Annotated in this window: 19 protein-coding genes; 12 read left to right on the plus strand and 7 right to left on the minus strand. The window is 38.2% G+C overall.

Translation table 11 applies throughout. The features are described from left to right. Nucleotides 1–78: 78 nt before the first annotated feature. The 4 genes from B7E04_RS10660 to B7E04_RS10675 form a co-directional block, all read right to left on the minus strand. Nucleotides 79–267 (minus strand): bacteriocin-like protein, encoded by a 189-nt coding sequence (locus B7E04_RS10660; RefSeq protein WP_080778638.1) that lies wholly within the window; start codon nt 265–267, stop codon nt 79–81. Between the two features lie 232 nt (nt 268–499). Further along, nucleotides 500–1,318 (minus strand): DUF2314 domain-containing protein, encoded by an 819-nt coding sequence (locus B7E04_RS10665; protein ID WP_080778639.1) that lies wholly within the window; start codon nt 1,316–1,318, stop codon nt 500–502. Nucleotides 1,319–1,477: 159 nt separating this feature from the next. Beyond that, complete coding sequence (locus B7E04_RS10670; RefSeq protein WP_080778640.1) at nt 1,478–2,119, minus strand: hypothetical protein; 642 nt, start codon at nt 2,117–2,119, stop codon at nt 1,478–1,480. Nucleotides 2,120–2,806: 687 nt separating this feature from the next. Then, on the minus strand, nt 2,807–3,235 hold the full coding sequence (locus tag B7E04_RS10675) for a DUF4268 domain-containing protein (RefSeq protein ID WP_062652585.1): 429 nt from the start codon (nt 3,233–3,235) through the stop codon (nt 2,807–2,809). 287 nt (nt 3,236–3,522) lie between these two features. Between B7E04_RS10675 and B7E04_RS10680 the strand changes: the two genes are divergently transcribed. From B7E04_RS10680 to B7E04_RS10690, 3 genes are all read left to right on the plus strand, one after another. Then, on the plus strand, nt 3,523–3,930 hold the full coding sequence (locus B7E04_RS10680) for an RrF2 family transcriptional regulator (RefSeq protein ID WP_062652584.1): 408 nt from the start codon (nt 3,523–3,525) through the stop codon (nt 3,928–3,930). Nucleotides 3,931–4,064: 134 nt separating this feature from the next. Beyond that, entirely contained in the window at nt 4,065–4,952 is an 888-nt protein-coding gene (locus B7E04_RS10685; protein WP_080778641.1) for a sulfite exporter TauE/SafE family protein, read from the plus strand. An 88-nt stretch (nt 4,953–5,040) separates the two neighbouring features. Then, entirely contained in the window at nt 5,041–5,331 is a 291-nt protein-coding gene (locus tag B7E04_RS10690; protein ID WP_080778642.1) for a putative quinol monooxygenase, read from the plus strand. Between the two features lie 182 nt (nt 5,332–5,513). On the opposite strand, the gene B7E04_RS10695 is transcribed toward B7E04_RS10690, so the two are convergent. Beyond that, entirely contained in the window at nt 5,514–6,812 is a 1,299-nt protein-coding gene (locus B7E04_RS10695) for a T9SS type A sorting domain-containing protein (protein WP_080778643.1), read from the minus strand. A 202-nt stretch (nt 6,813–7,014) separates the two neighbouring features. Beyond that, nucleotides 7,015–7,797 carry a T9SS-dependent choice-of-anchor J family protein gene (locus tag B7E04_RS10700; protein WP_080778644.1) on the minus strand — a complete coding sequence of 261 codons (783 nt, stop codon included), beginning with the start codon at nt 7,795–7,797 and terminating at the stop codon, nt 7,015–7,017. A 94-nt stretch (nt 7,798–7,891) separates the two neighbouring features. Here B7E04_RS10700 and B7E04_RS10705 point away from each other — a divergent pair, with 94 nt between their 5' ends. The 9 genes from B7E04_RS10705 to def all read left to right on the plus strand — a co-directional run bounded on the left by B7E04_RS10705 (nt 7,892) and on the right by def (nt 17,560). Continuing rightward, nucleotides 7,892–10,027 (plus strand): TonB-dependent receptor plug domain-containing protein, encoded by a 2,136-nt coding sequence (locus B7E04_RS10705; RefSeq protein WP_080778645.1) that lies wholly within the window; start codon nt 7,892–7,894, stop codon nt 10,025–10,027. A gap of 12 nt (nt 10,028–10,039) precedes the next feature. After that, nucleotides 10,040–11,164 carry an HmuY family protein gene (locus B7E04_RS10710; RefSeq protein WP_228439902.1) on the plus strand — a complete coding sequence of 375 codons (1,125 nt, stop codon included), beginning with the start codon at nt 10,040–10,042 and terminating at the stop codon, nt 11,162–11,164. Between the two features lie 22 nt (nt 11,165–11,186). Further along, on the plus strand, nt 11,187–12,065 hold the full coding sequence (locus tag B7E04_RS10715) for a heme/hemin ABC transporter substrate-binding protein (protein WP_080778647.1): 879 nt from the start codon (nt 11,187–11,189) through the stop codon (nt 12,063–12,065). Continuing rightward, nucleotides 12,049–13,089: a FecCD family ABC transporter permease gene (locus B7E04_RS10720; RefSeq protein WP_080778648.1), complete on the plus strand. Its 1,041-nt coding sequence runs from the start codon at nt 12,049–12,051 to the stop codon at nt 13,087–13,089. The genes B7E04_RS10715 and B7E04_RS10720 overlap by 17 nt, the downstream gene beginning before the upstream one ends. Continuing rightward, complete coding sequence (locus B7E04_RS10725) at nt 13,089–13,859, plus strand: heme ABC transporter ATP-binding protein (protein ID WP_080778649.1); 771 nt, start codon at nt 13,089–13,091, stop codon at nt 13,857–13,859. The genes B7E04_RS10720 and B7E04_RS10725 overlap by 1 nt, the downstream gene beginning before the upstream one ends. A 2-nt stretch (nt 13,860–13,861) precedes the next feature. Next, on the plus strand, nt 13,862–14,512 hold the full coding sequence (locus B7E04_RS10730) for a class I SAM-dependent methyltransferase (protein WP_080778650.1): 651 nt from the start codon (nt 13,862–13,864) through the stop codon (nt 14,510–14,512). Nucleotides 14,513–14,516: 4 nt separating this feature from the next. Continuing rightward, the gene (locus tag B7E04_RS10735; protein ID WP_080778651.1) at nt 14,517–15,545 is read left to right on the plus strand and encodes a hemin-degrading factor; all 1,029 of its coding nucleotides are present in this window, start codon (nt 14,517–14,519) and stop codon (nt 15,543–15,545) included. A 275-nt stretch (nt 15,546–15,820) separates the two neighbouring features. After that, nucleotides 15,821–16,693, plus strand: a complete 873-nt coding sequence (locus tag B7E04_RS10740; RefSeq protein WP_080778652.1) for a ChaN family lipoprotein — start codon at nt 15,821–15,823, stop codon at nt 16,691–16,693. A 237-nt stretch (nt 16,694–16,930) separates the two neighbouring features. Continuing rightward, nucleotides 16,931–17,560 carry a peptide deformylase gene (gene def / locus B7E04_RS10745; RefSeq protein WP_080778653.1) on the plus strand — a complete coding sequence of 210 codons (630 nt, stop codon included), beginning with the start codon at nt 16,931–16,933 and terminating at the stop codon, nt 17,558–17,560. A 22-nt stretch (nt 17,561–17,582) separates the two neighbouring features. On the opposite strand, the gene B7E04_RS10750 is transcribed toward def, so the two are convergent. Next, nucleotides 17,583–18,305, minus strand: a complete 723-nt coding sequence (locus B7E04_RS10750; protein WP_080778654.1) for an NERD domain-containing protein — start codon at nt 18,303–18,305, stop codon at nt 17,583–17,585. Between the last annotated feature and the right edge of the window lie 40 nt (nt 18,306–18,345).

Genomic DNA, 18,345 nt, shown 5'->3' on the forward strand with positions numbered 1-18,345 from the left:
GATTATTAATGAAAATGACAGGATCAATATAAAGAATGAATAGCCTTTTTACAAGAGCTATTCATTCTCATTGCTTAATTAGCACCAAAATCCGCCACCGCAGGCATAATTATGGCAGCTGGTACCTCCTGTTGAAGGCGGACACATTCCCCAGCCATAGCTTCCGTCGTCATTAGCGTGACATAATTTCCATCCGTCACAAGGAGCTGCTACTGCTCCGCTTAGTGCCTTCATTTGGTTTCTTGAAAGTTTTTTTAAATTTCTCATGATAATTTGTTTTTGGTTTTTCCTACTCTTTTGAAGCTTTTCGGATTCCGCTTATACAAATCCTAAGGTAGTGAATTTATTATTCCATTTCTGTTTTTTTTTAATAAAAATAATAATTAAGTTATTGGTGTATAGTGTTTTATCGTAATACCGGGCTTTCCGGAGCATGCAGTACAAAAAAAGAGAAACAATTGTTTCTCTTTAAAAATATATCTGATGTTATTAAAACAGATTAATTCTCCAAAACCGGAATAATATGTTCCCATTTCAGCTGTTTCGCATAGTCAAGGGCCGTTTTTCCTTTCCCTGATCTTGCATTTTTATCAACTCCGGCTTCCAGAGCAATTTTCACTGAGGTCAGGTTTCCTGCAATGGTTTCCCTGTGCAGAAGCGTCAGCCCGTTTTCATCCGTATTGGTCAGCTCTTCCGGGTATTCCTGAAAGAATTTCTGGAATTCGCCATTCATATTTTTGCTCATAGGATGCTCCGTCAGGTTTTCGGGGTGCTCCTTTTGTCCGTTCACGATTAAAATATCATTGAAATCTCCGAAATCCAGCTGCCAGGCATCATCGTGCTCCTTTCTTTCATTTTCAGGCATATCGGCCCGCATTTTATGGATGGTAAATCCGCCGTAAGTTCTAGGTAAAGGACTTTCGGAGGAAGAGAACAATTTTGAAAGACCTTTTGGTTTTTTTACGTCAGGAGTAATCGCAAACAACCAATCGCTGATCTCACTGAGCGGAATTTCAAAATAATCCCCGGCTTTGATATTCGTAAGCTTATTTGGTTCATTGATGAGAAATCCGCTCACCGTTTCACCATCGAAATCAATTTCGTTAATCCACATATGTTCAACAATATCTTCTCCCGTTTCAGCATCTTTTTCACTGAATGATGCTTTTACACAGGAAAGATCAAGTGCCGGAATAATTCTTCTGTTTTCCCAGGATTGCTCCCTCCAGAAATATTTAAAGGTTTCTCTTGCTTTTTCATAGGCTTCAATCATCTTGGGATCCTGTCCGTCAGTGAATATAAAGGAATTCTCTTCCATAATAATAATGAGTTAATATTAAGTATTGATTACTGATAGTAATGCCGGGTTTAAAAGTTTTCTGAAACCCTTAAACCCGGCATTTTATTTTGATTAAAAATACAAAAAACAATAAAAACTAAAAAGCTATTGTTTTATATTTTTGTCTGATTATAGTATTTAATATTCTTTTTCAGCTGTTTTTGGAAGCAGTGCGGCTGTTTTGTAATAGCTAATATCTGCATCAATCCGGTTTTGCAGATCCTTAAAACTAGCGTATTCATAATGTTCCCATTCCATATCATTATCTGGATTCGGGGTTTTATCTATCGCCAGTTCAAGTTTTCCGTCTTCCTGATAGCTGAATTCTATGGCGGCATATTTTTCGCCGTTTTCATCAAGATCATACCAGCATTTTGTTGTTCTTTCCGGCACCGGTTTCAGGGTTTCGTTGTCAAGGATCTGGGAGCAGATAAAATTTTCAGGATCATCCTCATAGAAAACGGTCTTTGAAATCAATGGTTTTTCATCTACAGCCAGTGAATACATTTTGTTCGTTGCAATAATGAAATTTCCCGCAGATTCTCTTCTTTCAATATCAAAAAGGTCAGATTTTTCTTTCAGATAATTGATGATTTGCTGCTCATTTTCGTCGTCACTCATGTAATAATTAATGCTGTAAATCTCATCTTCGGAAAGAAATTCTATCTCTTTCAGTACGTCAGAATCTTTTTCGTAATAGTATAAATGATAATCATCAAGTTTTTCAGCTTTTGCTTTTGAAATCACTTCTCCAAAAATGTTTTTGTATACTTTTCTCATGCTTAGTTCGTTTAATGTTTTTAGTGTTGTCATCGTGTTTATATCAAAGGGAATCAGGGGTGTTTTGCAAACCCTGAAATCCTCCATACGCTTAGATGGAATTATCTTAATTTGGTTAAGTTGGCTTTGGTAATTTTTTATGCAGTTTTTTACGCACAAATTCTTCAGGATTACTGATCCTGAAATCTGAAGCCGTTTTTATAGTTTCGGTGGAAATTTGTTAGGTGGCATGCAGGTATCCCGGGCGGCATTTATATCCGCTGCATGAGTTATAGGGTCTTTATTCTGGTTGTCTGGATGACGTACCATTTATATTTTTTCCCATAGGCATGGATGCTGTCCACGAGCTTAAAACTCTCATTTCTATACTCAATTTTCATGGGGTTCGTTTTTCTAGCTTCAAATATATTTAAAATCAGAGAATTAAAGAATAATATTTGATTTTTTTTAACGATGATTTTTTGAAAATAGTTTCCGCAAATTTCAAAAAGCACGTAAATAAGCGCTGGAAGGGCAATTTAAAATCTTAAAAAGAGACAATAATATTTTATGTATTCCTTTTCACGGTGTTGAACAAAAAATATATAGCACGATTATTGGCAGTATATGATTTGATTTCGTGCAATTTTTAACCCTCTTTTCCTTGTTGCGAACAGAAATCTTTATCTGAAATGAGAATGTGTTGTTTTACACATCCTTGATGAAGTCTTCATATTCATAGTAAAACTGTTCAAAGCCATCCATTTTTTCCTGGAAAAATTCGAAAATTTCCTGCCAGGTGTTTTTATTGAATATGGAAACATTCTGTTTTTCAGTCCAGATCCTGCTGATTATTTTTCCATTATCAAGCGTATAATATTCTTCCTTTTGAAAATCACCAATAAAATCTTTCAGAATATCTTCCAGAGACCAGATCTTTTCATAGTAAGCATTCCTGAAAATTTCATCCTTCATTTCTATATCCAGAGAAACCTCTGCTTTTTTATTATCAGCATAGAATTTAAATGAAAGATCCTTGATTTTGGTATCATACAAAAGCCATTTTCTCGGAAAAGATTTTCCAAATGCCGTCCAAAACTCCTTTTTTAACTGTTGTGCTTCCTGTTTACTGAACATAGGAGCAAACTTAAGGATTTAATGGGAAAAAGGCAAAGAAAGCGAAGAAAGCTGAGAAAGCAAAAAGGCAAAAGGGCAAAGTCGCAAAGAGGTAAATGGGCAAATTTGCACATTAGCTTATCCGCCACTTCAGTCTTCGTCTTCTCAGCTTTCTCAGCTTTCTTTGCTCTATCACCCTTCGCCTTTTACCTTTTCGCCATTTCGCGATTTAGCCATTTCGCTGTTTTGCCCTTTTGCCTTTCAACAACCATTTATCTATTTCAAACTATTTTCTTACTTTTGCTGTAATGCTTTCAAAAAAATCCCAATATGCTTTTAAAGCGCTTTCATACCTGGTAGAAAAAAGGAATGATGGCCCGGTTCTTATATCCGAAATTGCGGAACATAAAAAGATCCCTTTGAAATTTTTAGAGAATATCCTGCTGGAATTAAAAAAAGCAGATATTCTGGACAGTAAAAAAGGAAAAGGAGGGGGCTATTTCTTCCGTGAAAATCCGGAAAATGTGAAATTGGCCAAGATCATCCGTTTGGTTAATGGCCCAATCGCCATGCTGCCATGTGTCAGTCTGAATTTCTACGAAAAATGTGAAGATTGCAATGAAGACCACTGTGGGCTGCACGATGTGCTCATTGAGGTTCGTGACGCGTCACTGAATATTCTCGAGAAAAAAACGCTGATGGATCTGGTGGATTAACCCGGTCCTTTTTTTTGAATAATTAGTCTACTTTTTTGGTAGGGTAATATTTTTGTTTCATATTTGCAGTACTCCAAATCATTCACTCACCTCAGACTGGGCTTAGAACAGTTGTAAAAGTTTGATATTACCATATGATTATTTCAAGAAAAATTCAGATAAGGCTCAATGTATTCCTGGTTACAGCTGCTGTATTGCTGATCACTGTTTTATCCATGCACGAATTGGGGTACACAGATGAACTGCTGAATATTCTGGCCAAAGACAACTATATTTTTTACTGGATGATGCTGGTAGGTGTTTTTGCAGAGATTGTGGCCGGGTCAATGGGAATGGGCTATGGGGTAATCTGTACAACAACGCTTTTATTTCTGAATATCCCGCCTCATATCGTAAGTGCCAGTATCCATTCTGCGGAAAGCTTTACGACGGCTGCAGGAAGCCTGAGCCATATTAAACTTAAAAACGTAAGCAAAAGTCTGGTGAAAAAATTGGCGGTTCCGGCTGTGATCGGGGCTGTGATCGGTGCGGTGAGCCTAACGTATCTGGGTGAATATTATGCCAAGATCACAAAGACCATTATTGCTTTTTACACTCTGTATCTGGGAATTCAGATTCTTTCCAATGCTTTTAAAGAGAAACAGGACCGGGCCATGAAGAGAAAAACTAATCTCACCCGGCTTGGAGTGATAGGAGGATTCATAGATTCATTTGCCGGTGGAGGCTGGGGACCTTTGGTAACAGGAACTCTGATCAAGAATGCATTTACACCCAGATTTGCTGTTGGAAGTTCCACAGTTGCCAAATTTATTCTGACGATAACCGCAGCAGTCACTTTTTTCCTTACACTCGGAATTCAGCACTGGAACATTATTCTGGGTCTTCTGATTGGTGGAATTATCACGGCTCCTTTCTCTGCCATGCTTACGGCTAAACTGCCTGTGAAGAAGATGTTTCTGGTGATCGGAATCCTGGTTATTGTGATGAGTTGTATAACTATTTATAAATCAGTTTTTAAATAAAAAATACTGCTTTTTGCGTAAAATATAAGCTTCAAAAATGTTTCAGGTTTTGAAAATATTCTACTTTTACATCTCTAAATAACAGAACATGAATTTACATATCGTAGCGCTTTTTAAGTTTAATGAAAACTATTTGATGGACGCTGTGGAACTTTTTCAAAAACTTGTGAAGGAAACCAGAAAAGAAGAAGGCTGCCTTCAGTACGACCTTATAGAAGATAAAGATAATAAAGGAACATTCTTCTTGGTTGAACTTTGGGAAACCGTAGACCACCACACCAGACACAATGGACAGGACCATTTACTGGATTTCAGAAAAGAGGCTTCAAAAATGATGGAAAGCTCGGCGGAGGTGTATAAGGGGTTTAAGATTTATTGAGAAACTTAAGATTTAAAAATTAAAAGATTAAAAGATTTAAGAATTAAGGGATTAAGTGGTGGTGGGATGTTCATTGCTTTTTTTATGAGGTCTTAATTTCTTAATTTTTTTCAAGCAAAAGCGGCTTCAGAAACTGAAACCGCCTTTTGATTAGAAAAAATAGAAAGTATTAAAATTTTAAGTTATTTTACAATGAGTTTTTTTGTTTCCGTGCTGCCCCCGAATGTAATTTTTACCAGATAGTTTCCGGCTGTAAGATGAGACAGGTTAAGGTCCTGCTTGTATAAGCCTGCCTGGTTGGTAAGTTCTGCACTGTGTACTTTTTTACCGGTAAGGTCATATACTTCAATGCTTCCCTTGTTATCCGCTTTTTCTTTAACATCGAACAGGACAGTCACTTTTTTGTCAGCAGCCGTAGGGTTTGGATAGATCCCGAATGACGCTTTTTTGCTTACTTCCGTGATTCCCAAGGTAGCTGTGATCTTTTTGTATTTGAAATACATATTACCGGTTTGCATACCTTCATTGGAAATAAAATACAATCTGTAATAGTCTGAACCCTGTTTGATATAATATACAGCATCGTTATACACGCCTGAAGTTGGCTTCCATGAATGACCGATAGCCGTGATATTACTGGAGAATGCATTAGCAGCCGGAATAGTAGATACTGCAGTTTCCTGGGTCTCAGGTCTTACTTTTGCTACCGTGATGTTAGGGTTTTGGATAACCCCGGCCATTCTGTATTTCATGGTCTGTGGATTTCCCTGTGGATCGACATAAGCATAATCTGTATAATATCTTGTGAACATTAAATCCCAGCTTGCTCTGGCAGGTTCAAGATTGGGAACCTTTTCTCCTGTAGTAAATGAGAAATAATTGAAATAAGCATCATCCGATCCGTTGGCAACTGTTTTTGTCTGTGTGGCATCCCAGGAAGAAGTAGCGGTATTCCATTTTGCGTATTTAAAAGTGTAACCCCCGTAGTAATCTTCAATCATAAATTTAACAGATGCTCCTGAAGCGTACTGCATAATAAAGATCACCTTTCCTTCTATGTGGTGATTTCCAGGGTTATATGCTCCCCATCCATATGCTGCAGAGCCCTGTTCAAAAGCCCCTTCCTGTATAGATGTGGTATTGTCAAGATTAAAAAGAGGAGCGCCATAAGTAGCAATACTGTTAGTTGTGATGCTGTTCCAGTCCGCAGGATTGGCAGATGCCTGGTATACCTTTATATCATAGGCGTCATTAACCCTTGTACCAAAGTTTGTTGCAGATGCTCTGTAAAAAGCTACATCCCATGAATTGGCAGGCTGTGATACTACATTGTTGGCACTTAAATCGAAAAATACACGGTTCTGGTAGCTGGCTCCCATAGACATATTAACCGTAGTATATCCATTGGCATCTGTTTGTGCCAGTACTGTTTGTTGAACCGATAGTGCAAACAAAGAAGTCAAAAGTAGTTTTGTTTTCATAACAATTAAAATTTTAATACGTTTCTTATTTAGAATGATTCCACAAAAGTAGATAATTATTTTTAATCATTCTAAATAAAAACATGATTTTTATCGTGTTTTTATTTTAATCTGTGATAAAACCTCTTGTGCTGACTATAAAAAAAGAGCCGGCTGGAAATCTTCCAGCCGGCTCCTATAAAGGCGTACTGTCTAATAAACCTTATTTTTTGATGAATTTAGATTTTACTACAGAACCTTCCGCAGTTTCGATCAGCATATAATAAACTCCGGAGTGAAGACCGCTGATATCAAATTTCTGTCCTTTTAATTTTCCTTCCGCAGCTTTTTGGCCTGCAGCAGAGTAAATCTGGATATTTTTTGGATCTTTTTTCGTTATAAACTCCAGTGCAGTCTGATCTGCATTCACTGCAAATTTAATTTCACCTGTCGACTTGTTGTTATCTCTTACTCCTAATGAAGAAGATGTATTGTACACTACATTATCAATAAGGATAGCAGCATGATTTGCATTCCCGATAAACTTGAAGGCAATATACTGTTGTGCTGACGCAGGAACAGTATAGGTTAAGGTTTGAGGAGTAGTGGAAGTAATATCAACTGTTGACCCAAGTGCAGTAAAACTTGACATATCACTGTTGCTTGAAACCAGACCTGCCTGAATAGAACCCGCGCCACCCGAACCAGTAGTAAGAGCTACAGAAAATGATAATGATTTTGTTCCGTCTGGTACGGTTATCTGTGGTGTAATTGCATAGAATGGTATGTTAGGTGAAAAAAATGTATACCCTTGCAAGTACTTATTTCCATTTGCTGCATCAGGATACAATCTTTGTCCTGTCGCAACACTGGTCCATCCGTTTTGAGGTAATGGATTTCCAATACCGGTATTAAAAGAATCGAAATTTTCATTTATAGTCGGTAATTGTGCACTAGCTGTAAAAGCCGTAAACATCAATGTTCCTAAAAGTAGTTTTAATTTCATAACGTTATTTTTTATTTAGAATTGTTCTACAAAAATAAGTATTTATTTTTAACTATTCTAAATAAAGCGTTATATTTGCGAAAATTTTTACTCTATGAAGAAGAAAGTGCTTTCCGTTCTCTCATTATCCGTAGCCTTATGGATGAACGCACAAGAAAAAGATTCTCTTAATCAGAAGAAAATAGAAGAAGTGGTCCTTACAGGCCAATATACTCAGCAATCTATCAATAAATCCATTTATAAAGTAGAGGTTATTAATGCAGAACAGATTAAGAATATGGCAGTTACGAATGTGGCAGAAGTTCTGAATCAAAATCTTAATATTTTAATACAGCCCGACAGAAGCAGTGGTGATTCCAATGCCAATATCATGGGACTGAGCGGAGAATATACCAAAGTTCTTATTGATAATATTCCCGTTGTAAGTGATCAGGGGATGGGAAACCTGGTGGACCTGACCAAACTGAATGTAAATAATATCGAACGCATTGAAATTGTAAAAGGTTCAATGGGAGTAGAATATGGAAATAATGCCGTAGCAGGGGTTATCAACATTATTACGAAGAAGACTTATTCTAAAAAGTTTAATCTTGCGGCCAGCATGCAGGAAGAAACGGTAGGAAAAGACTACGACTGGTTTAAAAAAGGCAATGGCCGCCATGTCCAGTCTTTGAATATCGGATATAAGCTATCAGAAAACTGGTCTATTACCGCAGATATCAATCATAATGATTTTCAGGGATATAAAGGAAAGTATGGAGGTTATAAATTTTTTGACCCTGACAAAGCACTCAGAGGTTATGAATGGCAGCCTAAAGACCAGCTGATTACTAATGCGGCGGTTCGATATGCGAAAAATAACACCTCTTTATTCTATAAAGTAAATTTCCTGACAGAAACAGTTAATTTTTATAACCCGATTGTAGAAGATAAACCTCTTGGCGGAGGTCAGAGAACTTATGTTTCCAATGATAAAGATTATTTTACCACTAGATGGATCCATCAGTTCAATATTCAGACGAAGCTCGGAAGAATCAATTACAACGGAGATTTCTCTTACCAGAGCCAGGAAAGAAAATTTCAGAATTACAAATATGATGTCCCGAACCGTACAGAAGCCTCAAGAGATCCAAAACAGACTTATTATAAGTCAGAAGTTTTGTATTCAAGAGGAATGTTCAGTAATTTCCTGAACAGCGAGAAAATAAACTTCCAGTTAGGGTATGAACTCGACCATACAAAAGGTCTTGCAAGCAGTACAACAGGGACTTTTGGAACATCAGGAAAAGAAGACATTAGCAGAACCATTTTCAATTATGCCAATTTCCTGTCGGCAGAATGGAAACTGACGGATAAATTTTCTGTTCGTCCCGGAGCCAGACTTGCATTGAGTGATAAATTCGATTCCCAGTTTAATTATTCCCTTACGGCAAGATATAGTTTTAACGAAAAATCTGACATCCGCGGTGTTTTCGGATCTGCAAACAGATTCCCTACCTACGATGAGCTGTATACCTATATGGTGGACAATAACCATGATATCAGAGGAAATGAGAATCTGAATCCTGAAACGGGGTTTTCCGTTGGAGTATTCTGGGATTACAATATTAAAAATTCAAACGACTGGAAATTCAATATCAGTGCTTCAGGTATGTACCTTGATGTGAAAGACAGGATTGAAAGTGTTATTATCACCAACAGCCCTCTTAAATACACCTATCTGAATATAGACAGTTACAAGTCATTGCTGTTCGGAGGAAGTGTAAATATTAGAAAAGAAAACCTGAGCTTTAATGCCGGAGTTTCCACCTTAGGCATTTCCCAGGCCCTGAATACAGGAAATATTAATTCTCCGGAAGATTTTAATTTTTATGTGGAGGCTAACCTGGCCGCCAATTATACCCTGCCAAAAACCAAGACACTTTTTGCTCTTTACTACAAATATTCAGGGGTAAGCAGACAATATGTTCATAAAGCAAACGCTAAAGATCCACTTGATCCGGGACAATATATTCTGGGGGAAATCGGAGACTTTAATATGATGAATTTTACAGTTTCGCAGCCTTTCTTTAAAGATCATTTTGAAATTGCCCTGGGAATCAAGAACATATTTGATGTATCATCTATCAGAAATACCACCATTGCAGGAGACGGGCATAACGCCGGCGCAAACAATCAGAACTTATTCTATGGCAGAAGTTATTTTGCCCGCTTAAATTATAACTTTTAAAGAGAAATTAAAATGAAAAAAATAATATTTTGCCTTTTAGTGGGAGCTTCATTTATTTCACAGTCTTGTATTAACGATAATGAAGATCCGGTTGCCGTAGCTCCGGTTCAGGGCTCTCTTGGAAATCCAAAAGTAGGTGGAGCTACACAGCCTAACCAGGTTTGGATAGATCTTAGCCAGACTGATCCTGAAACAAAAGGACCGGTACAGACATTTACCAGAAGAACAGATTGGGACCTTGCCCTATATTCAGGAGATAAATTTAAAGTAGTTTTAAATTCATCTATTATGATGGCTGCCGGAAAAATTCCGAATGTTACCAACTTTAATCAGGTAACGGAGGCCAGCGTTGCTTCCCTGAAAGACTTGGTTCAGGTTGCTAATTTCAATCCTGCCAATGAAGTTTATATAGATGATGTAAAAGGAAATTTCCCAACAGGATACACTGCTATTGAAGAGATAAAAGCAGACGATTCAGGAAATGCCATTTATCTGGTAAATATGGGTAAGGAAATTTATACAGGGTCAGTCGCAGTAGGTTCAATCGCAACGGGAGGAGACAGCAGAGGATGGAAAAAAGTTCAGATCCTGAGAATCACAGACGGATATAAGGTAAAATCAGCAGATCTGGATGGAGGAAATTATTCTGAGATTAATGTGATCAAAAATACCGCATACAATTACAATTTTGTAAGCCTGAAGGATAAAAAAGAAGTATTTATTCAGCCGGAAAAAAATAAGTGGGATCTTTGTTTTACTGTATTTACAAACGTGATTTCAGGAGCGGGAAGTTATATATATGGTGATTTTGTAACCAACAATAATGTAGGCGGAGTGGGGGCTTATGAAGTTATGGTGACTTCCGGTTCCGGTATTGAGGCTTATAATAATTTTAAAATTGCTGATGTGGATCAGTCTAAATTTGTTTATAACGATCACAGGGTAATCGGATCAAATTGGAGAAATCCTGTAGGAACTAATGGTCTTGAAGTATATGGTGACCGTTTCTATGTCATAAAAGATCGTGACGGATTTTATTTTAAGCTTAAATTTACAAGGCTTACCAAAGATGTAACTGATGCAAACGGCCAGGCTGGAGAACGGGGCTTCCCTCAGTTCGAATACAAACCTTTATAAGATAATCAAATAATTGTATATCATGAAAAAATTAATCCTTGCGGCTTCTATTCTGATGGCAGTATATTCATGCAAAAAAGAAGAAGGGGCTAAAAAAGAAAATACAACGGAAGCTTCCTCCGAAGCCCCGAAAAGCAATAATAAAATCGTTACATTAAGTGGCGGTATTACTGAGATCGTAAGTGCATTGGGGCACGAAAAAGAAATTGTAGCAACAGATGTTACCAGTACTTATCCTGAAACATTAAAAGCTACATCTGAAAATCTGGGTCACGTAAGATCAATAACCATTGAGCCTATTATGGCTGTAAATCCTACTTTGATTTTAGCGTCTGGAAAAGATATTAATCCTGAACTGATGAACAAAATCAAATCATCAGGGATCAAAACTGAGGTTTTCAAGCAGGAATATACCGTAGAAGGAACTAAAAAACTAATTGCTGATGTAGCGAAAGCAATCGGCAATACAGATTATCAGAAATTAAATGATAAGATTGATGCAGATATGAAACAGATCCAGCCGATGGCTAAAAAGCCAAAGGTATTGTTCATCTATGCAAGAGGAAATATGCTGATGGTTTCAGGAAAAAATACCCCTATGGATGCATTGATCGGTCTTGCAGGTGCAGAAAATGCAGTGAAGGATTTCGAAGACTTCAAACCATTAACACCGGAAGCAGTGGTAAAAGCTAATCCGGACGTTTTATTCTTCTTCTCTACCGGACTTCAGGGTGCGGGCGGAAACGAAGGAGCTCTGAAAATGCCTGGCGTAGCACAGACCAACGCAGGGAAGAACAAAAAGATCATCGCAATGGATGGAGGACTGGTTTCAGGTTTCGGACCTAGACTGGGAGAAGCAGCAGTAGGATTAAACAAACTTTTAATTGAGAACACAAAGTAAACTATACTTTTATTCAGCTATAGGTGCCGTACTGCTGGTTATTATCGCGGTACTGGCACTTAATACAGGCGTTTACGACTTTAAGGGTGCGTCGCCTTTCAATATTTTATGGAAGTATATAAAAGGGGACCCGGATTTATCTTTAAGTGATAAGTATGTTATCTGGGATGTACGGGCAGCAAGGATCATTATGGCCATTTTAATAGGAAGTATGCTTTCCGTTTCAGGGACCGGTCTGCAGGGGCTTTTCAAAAACCCTCTGGCGACAGGAGATCTGATAGGACTTACCTCCGGAGCGACACTATTGGCGGCAATTGCGATTGTTTTAGGAGGGCATTTCAAAGAATATCTTCCTGAAACTGTACAATTTTCATTAGTAGGAATCTCAGCATTCGTAGGATCATTTTTGTCGATGATGCTGGTGTACAGGATTTCCACAAGCAGCGGAAAAACCAATGTAGTCATGATGCTCCTTACCGGGGTAGCCATAACGGCGATCGGGTTTTCGATTACCGGATTTTTGATCTATATCTCAAAAGATGAACAGCTCCGGGATCTTACCTTCTGGAATCTGGGAAGTCTGGCGGCAGCAACCTGGACCAAGAATATTATTCTGGCCGTGGTGCTCATTATTTCCTACATAATACTGCTTCCGAAAGGAAAGGCGCTGAATGCCATGATGCTTGGAGAAAAAGATGCCCAGCACCTGGGAATTAATGTAGAAAAGCTTAAAAAACAGATTATTATTATAGTATCGTTAATGGTGGGAACCTGCGTGGCATTTTCCGGAACCATAGGATTTGTAGGCCTTATCGTACCCTATATTTTAAGGCTTTTATTCAAATCGAATTATACATTTATCTTGCCTTTGTCAGCTATATGCGGAAGTATATTACTGTTAACGGCAGATACCTTCAGCAGAAGTATTGTGGAACCTTCCGAACTACCGATCGGGATTCTTACGGCACTTATGGGAGGTCCTATTTTTATTGCTATTTTAATTAAATTTAAAAAATCCCTGTAATGATAAAGGCACATCAGATCAGCTACAAACACAAAGATTTTCATATTCTTGATGGTGTGGATGTTGCTCTCGGATATGGTGAATTTCTTGCCATTGTGGGCCCGAACGGAGCAGGGAAATCCAGTCTTCTGAGTGTTCTGGCCAATGAAGTGAAATCCAGACAGGAAATACTGTTCAAAGATAAGCCCATCAACCGGTGGGATGTGAAAGAACTGTCTTTGCACAAAGCCAAATTTTCGCAACACAACAGCAATGATATTCCTCTTGACGTAAAAGATGTCATTATGATGGGCAGATACCCTTATTTTGATGCCCAGCCGGGGAAAGAAGACCTTGAGGCCACCAACAGGATGATGGGTGAAACCGACATTTTCCACCTTAAAGACCGTGAATACAACACATTGTCCGGAGGGGAAAAACAAAGGGTACACCTGTCCCGCGTGATGTCCCAGCTTGAAAACGATATCGCTCATAAACTGGTTTTTCTGGATGAGCCGTTGAATAACCTGGATATAAAACATCAGTACAAGGCTTTGGAAATCATCAAAAAGTTTACTCAGAAAGCCAATTCAGCGATTGTTGTTTTACATGATCTGAATCTTGCTGCACAGTTTGCAGATAAAATCTTATTAATGAAATCAGGAAAGGTTTCCGCATACGGAACGCCGGAGGAAGTGTTCACTGCTGACAATATCAGCCATGCCTACAATTTCCCGTGCACCATCTGCGAACACCCGATTACCAATAACCCAATGATCATTTTTGGATAACCATGGAAAAAGATGAATTAAAAATCCTCGCTCAGAATCTCGCCAATCCGCAAGGAGAAAAAGGGGTCGAGATTGCAGAGATGATGCATGAAACCAACATCAGCATGACTATGGAAAGCATTAAAACGCTTTTAATAGAAGATGATGAGCATATCCTTGAAATAGGACACGGAAATGCCGGGCACCTGAAAAATATTCTGAACAGAGCACAAAACCTGAAATATACAGGCGTAGATATCTCCGAAACCATGTACAATGAAGCCAGAAAGCTGAATAAAGATTTTGAAAGCCAGGCGGAATTTGTACTGTACGAAGGCAAAAAACTTCCTTTTGAAGATAAGACATTTGACAAAATATTTACAGTAAACACAGTCTATTTCTGGGAAGAACCGGTTGAGTTTCTCAATGAGATCTACAGGGTTCTCAAGAAAGACGGAACTTTTGTTCTCACGTTCGGACAGAGGAAGTTCATGGAAACCCTGCCGTTTACAGAATTCAATTTTACGATGTACAGCAACAGTGAAATGGAACAGCTGGTTTCTAAAAGCCACTTCAAAAGAATGAAAATTTCCGAAAAAGAAGAAGATATACCAGGCAAATCCAGAAACGAAACCGTCCATAGAATTTACACAGTTTTAACCATAAAAAAATAAAATAATGAGCACGTTAGTTAATGATTTAAAGGAAAAATGGGAGGCTCTGAAAGCAGAAAATCCACATATAAGAATAAGAAATGCAGCAGCACAGTTAGGCGTAAGCGAAGCTGAATTGCTGGCAACAAGCATAGGAGAGGGAGTAACCGTATTAAACCCTGAATTTCCTGCTATCCTTACCGAAGCAGAACAGTTAGGAAAAGTAATGGCACTTACCCGCAATGACGAATGTGTACACGAAAGAAAAGGAACTTACCAGAACGGTGATTTCAGCAGTCCGCATGCGCAGCTTTTTGTAGGAGAAGATATTGACTTAAGAATTTTCCTTAATCATTGGAAATCGGCATTTGCTGTAGTGGAAGGAGATAAAAAAAGTCTTCAGTTCTTTGGAAAAGACGGTCTTGCCCTTCATAAGATTTACCTGACGAAAACCAGCAATGAAGCTGCTTTCGATGCGATCGTAGAAAAATTCAAGGCGGAAGATCAGAACCAGGCTCTTACCATTGAAGCAGTAGCTCCGAAAGCTCCCGAAAAAGCAGACTCAGAGATTGATACAGAAGGCTTCAGAACAGCATGGACCGAATTAAAAGATACCCACGACTTCTTCATGATGACCAGAAAATTCGGGGTAAGCAGAACTCAGGCTTTAAGACTTGCACCAGAAGGATTTACTAAAAAGATTGATAACGCTAAGGTGGTCAATGTTCTGGAAGATGCTTCCGAAAAGAATATCCCGATCATGGCTTTCGTGGGAAACAGAGGAATTATCCAGATCCACACCGGAAATGTAAAGAAAACACTTTGGCACCAGCAGTGGTTCAATGTAATGGATCCTGATTTCAACTTACACCTGGATGTAACAAAAATCGCTGAAGCATGGATCGTGAAAAAACCTACTGAAGATGGTGAAGTAACGGCTATCGAAGTATTCAACAAGGAAGGAGATTTTATCGTTCAGTTCTTTGGAAAGAGAAAACCTGGAATTCCTGAGCTGCAGGAGTGGAAAGACCTTGTAGCGGAATTAGAAAAATAAATAGTTAGATGATTTTTGAAGGGCCGTTTTGTTTTTATATTTCAAGGCGGTCTTTTTTGGTAAAAGGGTGGAGACGCGAAAAGGCGAAAAGGCAAAAAGGCGAATTTGCTAATGGGCAAAGAAGGCTTAGAAAACGAAGGAGGCTTATTGCTTAGGTTAAAATAAAAAAGAACAACAGAATGGTTCTACACCGTCAAAAAGTGCGATTTTGCAAATTTGCCTATTCGCTTTTTCGCCTCCATACCTTTTCCCTACATTTGAAATAAAGAAATACAATGAAAAATATTCTCATAGCAATACTGTTGACGGGTTTTGGAATGCTGCATGCGCAGGATTTGAAAGCCTATCAGTTTTATGATAAAAAAGGAAAGGAAGTAAGAACAGACAAGCTGGTTAAAGAGCTGGCTGAATATGATGTGGTTTTCTTTGGCGAAAATCATAACAGTTCCATTAATCACTGGCTGCAGCTTAAAATAACGGAAGGTCTGCATGAAAAGAAAAACGGCCAGATCATATTAGGAGCAGAAATGTTCGAACGGGATAACCAGTCGCAGCTGGATCAGTACATCACTGGGAAATTTGATGCCAAAACATTGAAAGACTCGGCTCGTTTGTGGAACAATTATGCAACAGACTACAAACCTCTCGTTGATTTTGCCAAAGCTAAAAAGCTGAATTTTATTGGCACCAATATTCCCAGAAGATACGCTTCCCAAACCGCAAAAGAAGGTCTTGAATCTTTGAATAAACTGAGTGATAAAGAGAAAACATACCTTGCGCAGCTTCCTATTAAAGTAACATTGGATACGCCGGGTTATCAGGAGATGAAAGCCATGATGGGTGATCATGCGGAAGGCACAAAAGTGATGAATTTTATCTCGGCTCAGGCTGTAAAAGATGCCACCATGGCCGAATCTATCCTGAAAAATGTAAAGGCCGGAAAAACATTTATCCATTACAACGGAAATTACCACAGCAAAGAATTCGGGGGAATTTACTGGTACATCAAGCAGAAAAACCCTAACCTGAAAATGGCGGTGATCTCTGTTTTTGAATCTGAAGATCCGGAATTAAAAGTTCCTGCAAAGGATTATATTCCAACAGATTTCAACCTGATTATTCCAGCGGATATGACGAAAACATTTTAAAATTCAATAGAACGGAACGGGCTTCGGTCCGTTTTTTTTGTTTGAAGATGTGATAAGGAAAAGGCTTAGTAAACTTCCGTTCGCAGATCTTCTATCTGTGCTCAGCCTGGCATTGGTTAGGAGGTTACACTTAGTATTAGAGCGGTCAGGCTGAGCGGAGTCGAAGCCTTACAAAACATATGGCCGGTAATCAATGTTTAAAACATAATATCTATCTTTATATCACAAATTATAATAATGAGAAAAATACCTTTCCTGATGCTTCTTTTAATGGGGTTTGTAAACGCTCAGAAACTCACATCAGATGAACTTTCCATTATCAATCAAGGTGATATCAAAACGGCGTTACCTATTTATCAGACCACAGATGCTGATCAGCACAAAACTTTATTAGCCCTATCCAAAGAAATTGACCCGGTTGATTCCCATACGGCAACTTTGGTTACAAGAATGAAAGAATCTCTTCTTTCCACAGACGGCGGAGTGGGAATCGCGGCACCACAGGTGGGTATCAACAGGAAAGTAATCTGGGTAGAACGTTTTGATAAAGAAGGAAATCCTCTGGAATACTTCATCAATCCGGTTATTGTATGGCGGTCGGAATTACAGAATCTTGGTCCGGAAGGCGATTTATCGATTCCAGAATTCAGGGATCAGTTTTACAGAAGCAAGGTAATTCAGTTAGAGTATGTGGATTTGAAAGGGCAGAAGTATTCAGAAATTGTAGAAGGCTTTACGGCGGTAATTTTCCAGCATGAAATAGACCATCTCTTCGGAATCCTCATTTCTGATAAAAAGGAAAAAGAGAAGAACGATTTTTACAAGAAAGTGGATGCATACAAGAAAAGTGATTCTGTGACGAGATAATGACTGATTTTAAATAGAATTCTTACTTTGTGCTCCTTGTATAATTACATTTCGGGAAATTACTGCAGCCCCAGAAAAATCCGTATTGACCGTTTCTTTTAATAAGGTTTCCTCCGCAATTTGGACATGAAACAGCCCGGTTGATGGTAGAATTGGCTATTATTTTTTTATCTTCAGTACGGATATTTTTCCTTGCAGTAAGAATTGTAGCGACAATTTCGTTCTTGGTTCGTTCATTGATATAAGCGGAGTCATATTTTTTTATGGTTTTGACTAACTTATTGGTATAAACAACATCAGTATAGGTTTTGGTCTTAAGTGTGGCCCTTTTTGTAAATGCAATGATCGAATAATATCTCAGAAAGCTATAGTTTTTCAGGACGTGCTTTAAAGCATAAATGTGACCCTGATTCTGTAAAACAGGATTATAAAACTTATGTCTGTACTTATAAATAACCTGATACCAGTACCTGTCTTTTTCATAGCCTAAAATCCAGCCTTTATAATTCTTGGTTTCAATAACAAATATTCCATAGTCTGAAACAATGATGTGGTCTATTTGTGAAATGGAGCCTTTAACCTTTAATTCAATATTATTCAGGACGATATATTCTTTACTGTTTAATCTTTTAAGCGTTTCAGAAACCCTGCGCTCGCCCATATACCCCTTTATTTTCGGGGTATAATATCTGATGACTAAGATAAGGATGGCTAAAATAAGAATAAGTAAAAAACTAATGTCCATGCTGTTTGTATACGATTAAAAATCTGCTCCCATAAGAAAC

The sequence above is a fragment of the Chryseobacterium phocaeense genome (assembly GCF_900169075.1).
GTDB classification, from domain to species: Bacteria; Bacteroidota; Bacteroidia; order Flavobacteriales; family Weeksellaceae; genus Chryseobacterium; species Chryseobacterium phocaeense.